Genomic DNA, 9,670 nt, shown 5'->3' with positions numbered 1-9,670 from the left:
ATGGCGGCCCCGGCAGGAGTGAAAGAACCGCAAAGATTCAATGCGCTATCCGGTAAACCGGGGGAGGTGTGGTGCGTTGATTTGCAACGGTTTTTTCGGAGCGCTGTAAACTGCTCCTTTTCAGACTCACTCGCCTACCTGGTCGGGCGATCGGTTCTCCGCATCCCATTCCTGCTGCCAGGCGTAGTAGGCCGCGCGGCTGATCTTCGGCCCCGGCATCGCCTGCATCGCCTTCCAGACCGTGTTTCCGCGTTCGCCCACGGCGATCAGCTCGACCGCCTTGGCGATCCGGTCTTCGGTCATGGCGCGCGGGCGGCCGCCCTGCTCCCCCCGCTCTCGCGCCCGGTTGATTCCGGCGATCGTCCGCTCGCGGATCAGGTCACGCTCCAGCTCGGCGAACACCGCCAGCAGATGGATCATCGCCTTGCCCATAGGGCCTGTCGTGTCCACGCGCTCGGTCAGGCTGATGAACGCGACATTGCGGTCGGAGAGGATTTTCAGGGTGTCTAGGACACCGCCCAGCGTCCGGCCGAGACGGTCGAGCTTCCATACGACGAACTCGGCCCCCTCATGTTGGGCATACTTCAGCGCGCGCAGGAAGTTCGGCCGCGACAAGCTGCCGCCGGAGGCCCGATCGACGAAGATCAGATCTTCTGGAACGCCGTACTTTCGCAGCGCGTCGATCTGCATGTCGGGGTTCTGGTCATGCGTCGAAACTCGGGCATAGCCGATCTTGCGAACAGGCAGGTTGCTGGATTCAGACGCCACTTTCTTACGCACTCTCAGCCAGAATGTCGCAAGCAATCTGGACTATTAAACTGGACAAGGCAATGGGCGAGGCGTAAAGTCCAGAAACCTAGTCCATATGGCGTGGAGTCAGCATGACGCAAGCATACCCCCTGCAATGGCCGCACGGCAGGCCGCGCACCAAGGCGCGGGGTTCGTCATCGTTCAAGGTGACGCCGCGCAGGGCCTTCGATGAGCTGATGGATGAGCTGGTACGCTTCGGCGCCGGAAACCCTGTCGTCAGCACGAATGCGCCGCTGCGGAAGGATGGGACTCCCTACGCAGACGCGCTTGACGATCCTCTCGATGATCCGGGCGTTGCTGTCTATTTCACACGGAAGAAGCGGCTGGTCTGCCTGTCTTGCGATACCTACAGCCTGCCGTTCGAGAATATTATGGCTATCGGCCTGTCGATCAAGGCGCTGCGCGACATGGATCGCTGGGGCGCCGGTCAGGTGCTTGACCAGGCATTCGAGGGCTTCACCGCCCTGCCCCCGCCCGGCGCAATGTCGGATGCGCCATTGCGATCCTGGTGGATGGTTCTTGGCGTGCAGGACGATGCGACGGAGAAGGCGATTCGCGAGGCATACAAGTACGCCTGCCGCGAAGCTGGCGGCGCGACCGTTGAACTGAATGCCGCTCGCGATGCCGGTCTGGCCGCGCGGGCGGGGCAATCCTGAAAACCCCGGAGGCACCATGGTCACCGTCATCAGCTCGGAAACGCCGACAGCCCGAAAGCCACATCGCTGCAACAGCTGCCTGCGCGAGATCGCGTCCGGCACCATCTATCGCCGGGCGCGCTGCGTCGACGGCGGCGATGCATGGACGTGGAAAACGCACCTCGCCTGCCAGCGGGCCGGGGAAATCCTCTGGGCCCGCGATATTCGCGGCGAAGAGGACTGCCTGCTCAACGTCTGCGACATGGATAGCGAAGACCGCGAGATGGTCTACGCAACCGACCCCGCAACCTTCCACGAGGTCTGGCCGGATCGCCCCGCGCCGGGCCAACCGAAACCAGTCCAGTAAACGCCCGCAGGAGGGGCCCATGAAAGCCAGCGCACGGAAAAGCCTCGGAGAATTCAAGCCGCTGATCATTCACGACAGCGGGCGAACCGAGGTTGTCGGGAAACGTGGTCACACCGAGCACTGGCAGGCGCTCACCAACGGCGGCGAAACCTACCACCCGGTGCGCGGCGTCACCTTCCCCGATCGGGGCGAGGCCGTCGCCTACGCCCAACGCCATATCGACCGGCTGCTCGAAGCCCGAGCTCGCCGGGATCGCGAACGCGCGGAGCGGCACGCCCGCTACGCAACACAGTCCAGCTAACCCCACTAGGATGGGTCTGGCGGGTCGCCGGTCAAGTCCGGCTCCCTACCGGGGGACGCCCCGGCAAAGCTAGAGATGTCGGCGATCCACCAGACCCATCCAGCTAACCCGATCACCGCCCCAGCCGCGATAGCCCTGCGCCGATGCCGATCACACCAAAATAATACGCACTAATTGCGCATTTGATCTTGACGAATGCGCAACCGTTGCGTATATATACTACATGAGCAACGGGGATAGCCCCAAGGATCGGAGAGACAAGATGGCAGACAAGTTCCTGAAAGTTTCGCGCGGCTTCGCAAACACCGTGATCTACTTTCGCGTTCCTGAAAACAAGGTTTCTGAGGCAGATGCTGCCTTTGCGACCTTCGAAGATGAAAACCCCGGCTGCTATGCCAAGTGGGTCAGCGGGCAAGGGCTGGGCGATCAGCCTGTCATGTGGGAAGACCGCGCCTATGCTGGCTACTGAAAATTGATGGAGAGAGACATGACCTACATCATCAGCAATGAGCGCGAAGCCACCTCCCAATCGTTCACCAACAAGCGCGCGGCCTATAAAGCGATGACGAAACTCAAGCGCCTCGGGGTTCACTTTACGGCGCGAGTGCATGATGAACACGGGTGCCGCTTCACCGGCGTCGATGCCATTCGGTACATCAAAGCCTGACCCATGACCCCCACAGAATTTGCCACCTACCGCAAAGCACTCGGCCTCACGCAGGCCGAGCTGGCGGTCGCCCTCGGTGTATCGCTCAGGACAATCACGGCCATCGAGGACGGCAGCAGCCCAAAGCTGCGCCTCTACGCGCTGGCGCTGCGGGGGCTGGCGGCCGAGACTACCGCCTGATCCGCGACACCCCGACCACCCCGAAGATCGAAATGACGATGCCACCCGCCCAGTCGTTCAGCGGCGCGGGAAGGGCGGCGATGGACCAGTCCTGCGGATAGGCGCAGCCAGCGCACCAGAACACCGAATAGACGCAGACGGCCGCGAACCAGAAGCCCAGCGGCAGTGCGAAGATCAGCATCAGCCAGAAGCCCCCGGCACGCATGAAGTCGGCCCGCGTCGTGTAATAGGTCTTGATGATCTCGGCCTTCAGCGCCTCGCGATCCGTCTCGGCATCGATCTTGCGGTCGACGGTGGACAGGATGCGGTCCAGCGGGCCGGAGGCCAGCCAGCCGAAGATCCATTTCAGGAAGCCCATCGCTTCACCCTCCCTCAGAACAGGGCCGATATCGCGCCGATCACGGCACCTATGCTGCCACCGGCCAAGATCAGCCCGGCCCATACACCCGGCCAGATGCCGTCTCGCGATCCCATGGCGCCCATCAGCCCCATCGTGAAGCCTATCGCCATGCCCCCGAACGTCCCTGCGATCACCGCTTCCATGGTGCCCTCCATTTCCGGCCATACCACCACGCCAGCGCCATGATCGCGCCATAGGCGGCGACGACACCGGCGCCTGCTCCGATCAGGATGCAGATCATCGTCCCAGCCGCCGCGCGATGGCATCGAGGATCAGCGACAGCCGCCAATCCGGCTGCACCATGGGCCAGCTCATCGCAGCGCCCTCGGGTCGGTCGTATACGGTCGGGCGGCGCCGCTCCGCTGCTGCATCGCGAAGGCCCAGAGGACCATGGGCGCGATCCGCAGCAGCGCCGCGCCGATCTCATCGGCCGACCACGGCAGCGCCCAAGCGAGGAGCTGCGCCGCGCCCTGCACCACCTCGGCCGGGGCGCCGAAGAACAGGATCGCGAATCCAACAACGGTGGCCCAGAAGGACCGGGTCCACGCGAAAAAGATGGGGGGCATGTCAGAACTCCTATGCAATCATCTTCTGAAGGTCGTCATCGCTGATGACTGTCGGGTCTTTTCCCGGCTCGCGAAGAAGCCAGTCGCCCGGCGACAGGTAGTACGGGCGATAGCCCCTGCCATAGCTGCCATCGATGACCCGGAACTCGGCAAAGCGGGGCAGCGGGTTCGGCCACCGCTCATAGGCGCAATAGTCATGGAAAAGCTGCACCTCTTCGGGATTGTCGAGGTCCAGAAAGACGGCGTGATGGGAAGCGGCATCACCAGAGCGCGCTTTCATCGATGCCTCTGACTTCACCGACCAGAAATTGAACGGCAGAACCTTGCGCCAGTAGGGCGCTTCACCCTTCGGCGTGTACCCGACCCACCCTTCGAGTGCCGCCTTGCCTGGTTCCTCTGGCAGCTTCTCAACGCCGATCCAATCGCGGCTGTCGAGTTTGCCATAGGTGAAATAGACAAAGTTCCTACCAGCCGCCCAATGCACCTCTGGCAAGCATTCGAAAAACCCTTCCGGCATCTCATGGTCGGGGCCGCGCCACTGCACGGCATCAATCTCACGCTTGACCGTCATCCGGTTCATGTCAGCGTCCTTTCATGCTTGCGAAAACGAACTTCAAGGCATCGACGATCAGGCCGATGACCCATGCGAGGCCGCCACCAGTAGGCGAGGACGGCAGAGGCGACGGCGTGGGCGGCGCGACCTTGGCGGCGTAACCCGCCGCCCGCAGCGCCGCCTCGAACGCCTCGGCATAACCCGCCACGTCGTCGGCGCGGTCCATCCTGTTGATGATCTGCCGCATCGGGCGATAGTCGGTGAAATCGGACAGGCGCTTGCCGGTGAACAGGCCGCGCTCCATGCCGTCGAACATCATGCGGACAGCCGGGATCAGGTCGCCGGATTGGGCCGGATCGGCCGCCATGCCGAACGTTGTGAAATTCGCCCGACCCGTGATCTGCGCCAGCCCGCCGCCGCGATAGCGCCAGCCATCGCCATAGGTGGTATTGCCGAGGTTCGCTCGGCCCCACTCCCCGCCATAGATCAGGTTGGCGATCATCTGTTGATTGGCCGCGCGGCTGCCGGATCGGCCATAGCGCCGCGCATCGGCCTCGCTGATCCGGTGGCGGCCGAATTTGGTCAGCAGCGCATCGACCGAATAGTTCAGGCTCTCGCGCACCGGCTGCATCCGTCCGCCGGTTTCAAGGTAGGGCGTGGCGAGGATGTATGCGAGGTGCCGCAGCGACGTCTCCCGCGCCTCTGCTTCGTCCAGGATGGCGTCCATGCCCCGAACCTGGCCCTGGGTAAGGCTGGTCCCGAACACGCCGCTGTCGCGGCGGCGGAGGGCCGCGTAGAAGGCGGCGCGATTCATCGTGCGGCCCCCAGCCTGAACTCATTCGACCGGACGCAGCGCTGCGCGATGGGAACCGTCCACCACATCATCGCCTGATGGCAGGTCAGGGCGTAGAACACGCCGTCAGCCAGGCCCTCCTCGATGCAGTCGCGCAGGGTGCGCAGCCCACCGGCCCACCACCAGAGCGGCTTGTCGATCGGTGCGGACAGGCCGCCCTTGTACTGGATCACGGGGGAGACATAGGGCGCGCAGACCGGCACCCCGTCAGCCTCACGGAAACTGACGATGAACCGGCCCGGAAATCCGATGTGCGTCACCCGATCGGCATGGACACGGGCGCGCATCGCATCGGTCGCGTCAGTGACGGTCACCGCCCGCAGGTCGATCCAGACATAGGGCATGACCATACTCGGCCCGAGGTACAGCAGCGCCAGAATGATTGGGATCAGCATGCGAAGCCGCAGGGTGCGGCGGCGAAAGTCGTTCATTTCCCACCTCCATAGCGGCGCAGGATTTCGGCCAGGACCTCTTTCGGATTGCGCAGGATCGTGGTTGCGCCATCGATCACGACCCACGCCAGTACCATGACCGAGGCGAGTGTCAGGTATGGGCTGGTCCCCCACTTCTCGACGATCTCGGGGGCAACGACGAGACCGATCAGCGCCGAACTGGCGACCTTCGCCGTGCGCGGCCAGAAGGGCAAGTCCTTATGGTTCACCCAGATGTAGAGGGCCGCGCCCAATATCGTTCCCGCGCCCTTCCAGTGGTCGCGCAGCCATTCCAACGCCGTCATGGCCATCCCCTCATTCCCAGTATGCAAAAGGCCGGGCGCGCGGCCCGGCCTTCCTCTGCCCCTCGTTTTCAGTTCAGGCGGCCAGCTGGCGCAGCGGCGCAACCCATGCCGGTTCGGGCGCCGTATAGTCACAGCCCTTGGCATTGACGATCTGACCGGCAAGGCTGCCCGCGTAGTCCTCCGCCTCGGTGTCGGCGACGTCCACGATGCCCGTGGCGTTCACATTGATCTTCGGCCAGCGGGTGTCGTAGCTGTCGATGTCGCTCAGGCCATAGTCGCTGTTCAGCACGGTCCAGCGGCGGCCGTAGAGGCCGTTGACGCCGCCGATGTGGAGGCCATTCGGAACCGGCGTCTTGATGTAGACATCCTCGATCGACATGTTCGAGAACCCGGCCTGGTGCAGGCCGAGGCCCTGCATCCGGCCCCAGCGCCGCATCGCGGGATTGGTGTTCTCGCTGGCGAAGCGCATCGGGTTGTCGTGGCGCACCGTCCAGTCAAAGAGCGCGATGTTCTTGAGGGTCAGGTTGCGCATGACGACGACCTTCCTGTTGCTGTCCAGCAGGAAGGATTGCAGGCCGTCAGGGTGGTTGCCGTCGTTCATGTAGACGAGGTCGGAGCCCAGCAGGTTGCGGCAGACGAGGTCGTGGGCGGTCGCCCGGAAGCAGTCACCCGATGCGCCGAAGACGCGCAGGCTATCCATGACGCCGCGATCGCCCATCATGTTGAAGCCGAACCGGACGCCCTCCGCGTAGCTGTCGATGATCGCGCTGTCCGCTCCCTGGATCATGACACCGCCTTGCGCCCGAGAACGCCATTCGGCCTCGGTCCACCAGGCATGGTTCGCGCTGTCCAGGTGACCCTGGCAGAAGGCATCCATGACGATGATCTTGGAGGTCGAGGCATCAGCCGTGATGCCGTAGACCTTGTTTTGCAACTCCGGCCCGGTGCCGCCGCCCGTGGCATTGCCTTTCGGGCAGGTGCCGAGACCGAAGAGCTGCACGTCCTTCGATCCGCCCTTCAGCAAGATGCTCTCGAACTTCGCCTCGCGACGGTTCTCGGCCACGATGGTCAGCTGGCCGCCCAGGTTGACGCCGGACAGCGTGATCGCCCCGAAATGCCCGTTCTTGACGCCGATGGTCGCAGGGCCGCTGCCCAGCTTCGCCACCTTGTCGCGCAGGTCGGTTTCGTTGATCGCAACGGTCGAGCCGATCACCGGCGGCGTCGGGACCGGATCGGGATCGGGCGGCGGGTCAACCGGCGTCGGCTCCACCGGCGGATCTACAGGTTCCGGCACGGGGGCATCTGCATCGAGGTCGCCAATGCTCTTGGCGCGCATCGTGACCAGATAGTCGCCTTCCTTGACCCTCTCGATCTGCGCGACCGAGGTCAGGAAGAGGATGCCGTGGGTCTTGTCATAGATGGTAGACCGAAGCCCGTCGGACGGGGCCACGTCGGGCGCGTACTCATAGCGCGGATCGATCTTGTCGAGGGTCATGTGATGATCTCCTAGCTGCGCAGGCGCGCGTTGGCGGCATCCCAATCGGGCCACATGCAGAGCCGCCCGAGAGAGCCGTAGTTTTCCGATGCAAATTTCCCCGGTCCGCCGCGCATCGAATAGTGCGGCGTGTCGCCCGACAGGACACTTCCCGGCCCGGTGATCGCGGAATCGGTGCCGTCCCAGATCGGCGACAGGTCGGACCCCGGCCCGTGGTACTGGTCGGACACATAGATATGCTCGATCCGCGCCGTGCGGTCGGTCACTAGCGCGGGCGTACCAGAGGTCGCACCGAACAGTTGCAGCGCCCCGTTGACGTTGCCGCCGGTATAGATACCGGCACGATCGGTATAGGTGGTGCCGAGGACCGTGTAGCAGTTCGAGGCGTCCCAGGTGACCATGAAATGCTGTTTCGTGGTGACGTTCGTCCCGAAGAGAAGGTTCGAGGAAAACGGTCCGCTGAACATCAGCTGGCCATTGGTGCGCAGCTGGATTTCGCAGTTGCCGACCTTCATGAACCGCGATGTCGCCGAACTGATCTTGGACACCACGATAGAGATGGTCCCGGCGGTCGAGTTGCCCGCGATGAACGATTGCAGGACGGGGGTGCAGGGCCGGAACGTGGTTCCGCCCGTGGCAAGGCCCAGCATCAGCCGATTGACGTTCGATCCCTGCGCGTTATGGACCTCGATGAAGAATTCCGCCCAGTCGCCCGTGGGCGCAGCCCCTGCCCCACGATAGACATTCCGGCCCGACAGGGTGATCGCGCCCGTGTTGCCGAAATCGTTGTTGACGTTCGATGCGGTGATGGTGCCGATGGTGTCAAGCTGACCGATCAGCGTTCCAGCCGGGACAGACCAGTCAACCGCCATCGTCTGCATGTGCATGTAGGGGGCGCCGCCCGCCATCGCCGTGCAGATCGCCGCGATCTCCGCGCTCTGCGCCTCGGAAAACGCGCTGCCGGGGTGGGTGGTGTCCAGTCCCCCGGTCGGGGTTGGCGACGACATGAACGCCGCCGGGGCCGCGCCCTCGATCCATTCCGTCGGCAGGGTCGCGACCGCGCTTTCCGCGCTCATCCGGTGCGCGAGCTTGAGCATCCCGCAATGCCAGTTGTAGCCGTGGAATCCCAGCGACCGGGCATAGTCCAGACTGCCGTAGCTGGCCCCCGTTGGCCCGTTGGCGTCGAACGGCATAAACAGCGTCGTCGCGGTGTCGAAGCCCGCCGCTGCCGCGCGATCAACGCTCGCCTGAATGCCTTGCTGGATCGCGACAGCCCCGCCGCCAGCGCCAAGGTCATTGGTCCCCCACGACACCACATCGACGCCGCCCGGCCCCGCCGCCTCCATCCGCGTCACGATCTGCGCCGATGTCTGCCCGCCGCCACCCTCGTTGGCGAAGGTGCCGCCCGTCAGCGTCTCGACCTCGCCCGGCCAGTCGCCGTGCCGGATCACGTCATCGGTCGGCGTGTAGGCGAGGTTGACGTATTCCGAATACCCGGCACCAGAGGCAAGCATGGTGTTGGCCTGAGCATTGGCCGTGATGCTGTCGCCCCAGGCGCTGCCCGACAACGCGACATAGGACGTGCTGCCCATCAGGCCCTGCATCGTGTCGATCTGCGGCAGGAAGGTCGGGCCACCGCCAGCGCCATGCTTGCGATGACTGGCAACGCTGGCGGCAAGCGCGAGCGCGAAGGTCACGATGCGACCCCGCCGCCCCAGCTCTCCCAAGCATCGACGCCTGATTTTTCGAACTGTACCTTGGCCGCCTCGTCGATGACGATGGTTCCATCGACAATGCCGTTCAGCGTGTCGCCAGATTCAACACCAACCGTGACCGGCCCGGCGCCTTGTGCCCGGCCAATCAGCACCAGCGAGGTATTGGGGACGGTCAACGTTGCGTCGGCAGGTAGGATTACCGTGGATGGCGACACGCCATCCATGATGACTTGACCTCCGATATCACCAGCAACGATGGCATAGGACGTACCGCTTTGCCGGTTGGTCTTGGTGCGCGTGAGGTAGACCATTTCGTTTGCGCCCGACCGCCCGACGACAGCAGAATCATCCATGACGACCGGGGTTGGTGTCTTGTTCAGTTCAACCATTTC

17 protein-coding genes are annotated in these 9,670 nt (G+C 64.0%); 6 read left to right on the top strand and 11 right to left on the bottom strand.

Annotated features, from left to right (window positions below; genetic code table 11):
- Positions 1 to 126: 126 nt before the first annotated feature.
- Positions 127 to 780: a recombinase family protein gene (locus tag LX70_RS19970; protein ID WP_245885153.1), complete on the bottom strand. Its 654-nt coding sequence runs from the start codon at positions 778 to 780 to the stop codon at positions 127 to 129.
- 101 nt (positions 781 to 881) lie between these two features.
- Between LX70_RS19970 and LX70_RS19965 the strand changes: the two genes are divergently transcribed.
- From LX70_RS19965 to LX70_RS19940, 6 genes are all read left to right on the top strand, one after another.
- A complete protein-coding gene (locus LX70_RS19965) occupies positions 882 to 1,466 on the top strand; it encodes a J domain-containing protein (RefSeq protein ID WP_105516560.1) in 585 nt (194 codons plus the stop codon).
- 16 nt (positions 1,467 to 1,482) lie between these two features.
- A complete protein-coding gene (locus LX70_RS19960; protein ID WP_146111680.1) occupies positions 1,483 to 1,812 on the top strand; it encodes a hypothetical protein in 330 nt (109 codons plus the stop codon).
- 19 nt (positions 1,813 to 1,831) lie between these two features.
- Positions 1,832 to 2,113, top strand: coding sequence for a hypothetical protein (locus LX70_RS19955; RefSeq protein WP_105516558.1), 282 nt, complete (start codon positions 1,832 to 1,834; stop codon positions 2,111 to 2,113).
- A gap of 262 nt (positions 2,114 to 2,375) precedes the next feature.
- Positions 2,376 to 2,582, top strand: coding sequence for a hypothetical protein (locus LX70_RS19950; protein ID WP_105516557.1), 207 nt, complete (start codon positions 2,376 to 2,378; stop codon positions 2,580 to 2,582).
- A gap of 18 nt (positions 2,583 to 2,600) precedes the next feature.
- Positions 2,601 to 2,780, top strand: coding sequence for a hypothetical protein (locus tag LX70_RS19945; protein ID WP_146111679.1), 180 nt, complete (start codon positions 2,601 to 2,603; stop codon positions 2,778 to 2,780).
- Between the two features lie 3 nt (positions 2,781 to 2,783).
- Positions 2,784 to 2,960 carry a helix-turn-helix transcriptional regulator gene (locus tag LX70_RS19940; RefSeq protein WP_105516555.1) on the top strand — a complete coding sequence of 59 codons (177 nt, stop codon included), beginning with the start codon at positions 2,784 to 2,786 and terminating at the stop codon, positions 2,958 to 2,960.
- On the opposite strand, the gene LX70_RS19935 is transcribed toward LX70_RS19940, so the two are convergent.
- From LX70_RS19935 to LX70_RS19885, 10 genes are all read right to left on the bottom strand, one after another.
- Entirely contained in the window at positions 2,950 to 3,318 is a 369-nt protein-coding gene (locus LX70_RS19935; protein WP_105516554.1) for a hypothetical protein, read from the bottom strand. The genes LX70_RS19940 and LX70_RS19935 overlap by 11 nt on opposite strands.
- Positions 3,319 to 3,332: 14 nt before the next feature.
- The gene (locus LX70_RS20825; protein ID WP_170076264.1) at positions 3,333 to 3,503 is read right to left on the bottom strand and encodes a hypothetical protein; all 171 of its coding nucleotides are present in this window, start codon (positions 3,501 to 3,503) and stop codon (positions 3,333 to 3,335) included.
- Positions 3,504 to 3,671: 168 nt separating this feature from the next.
- A complete protein-coding gene (locus LX70_RS19925; protein ID WP_105516552.1) occupies positions 3,672 to 3,926 on the bottom strand; it encodes a hypothetical protein in 255 nt (84 codons plus the stop codon).
- A gap of 10 nt (positions 3,927 to 3,936) precedes the next feature.
- The gene (locus tag LX70_RS19920; RefSeq protein WP_105516551.1) at positions 3,937 to 4,506 is read right to left on the bottom strand and encodes a hypothetical protein; all 570 of its coding nucleotides are present in this window, start codon (positions 4,504 to 4,506) and stop codon (positions 3,937 to 3,939) included.
- Between the two features lies 1 nt (position 4,507).
- Positions 4,508 to 5,293 carry a hypothetical protein gene (locus LX70_RS19915; protein WP_211301762.1) on the bottom strand — a complete coding sequence of 262 codons (786 nt, stop codon included), beginning with the start codon at positions 5,291 to 5,293 and terminating at the stop codon, positions 4,508 to 4,510.
- Entirely contained in the window at positions 5,290 to 5,763 is a 474-nt protein-coding gene (locus LX70_RS19910) for a hypothetical protein (protein ID WP_105516550.1), read from the bottom strand. The genes LX70_RS19915 and LX70_RS19910 overlap by 4 nt, the downstream gene beginning before the upstream one ends.
- Positions 5,760 to 6,068 (bottom strand): hypothetical protein, encoded by a 309-nt coding sequence (locus tag LX70_RS19905; RefSeq protein WP_146111678.1) that lies wholly within the window; start codon positions 6,066 to 6,068, stop codon positions 5,760 to 5,762. The genes LX70_RS19910 and LX70_RS19905 overlap by 4 nt, the downstream gene beginning before the upstream one ends.
- Positions 6,069 to 6,141: 73 nt before the next feature.
- A complete protein-coding gene (locus LX70_RS19900) occupies positions 6,142 to 7,563 on the bottom strand; it encodes a hypothetical protein (protein ID WP_170076263.1) in 1,422 nt (473 codons plus the stop codon).
- A gap of 11 nt (positions 7,564 to 7,574) precedes the next feature.
- Complete coding sequence (locus tag LX70_RS19890; protein WP_211301761.1) at positions 7,575 to 9,260, bottom strand: SGNH/GDSL hydrolase family protein; 1,686 nt, start codon at positions 9,258 to 9,260, stop codon at positions 7,575 to 7,577.
- Positions 9,257 to 9,667 (bottom strand): hypothetical protein, encoded by a 411-nt coding sequence (locus LX70_RS19885; protein ID WP_105516547.1) that lies wholly within the window; start codon positions 9,665 to 9,667, stop codon positions 9,257 to 9,259. The genes LX70_RS19890 and LX70_RS19885 overlap by 4 nt, the downstream gene beginning before the upstream one ends.
- Positions 9,668 to 9,670 lie beyond the last annotated feature (3 nt).

This window comes from Albidovulum denitrificans (assembly GCF_002973535.1).
Lineage (GTDB): Bacteria > Pseudomonadota > Alphaproteobacteria > Rhodobacterales > Rhodobacteraceae > Albidovulum > Albidovulum denitrificans.
Note: the sequence above shows the minus strand (reverse complement) of the source record. Positions and strands in the feature narration are given on the sequence as shown.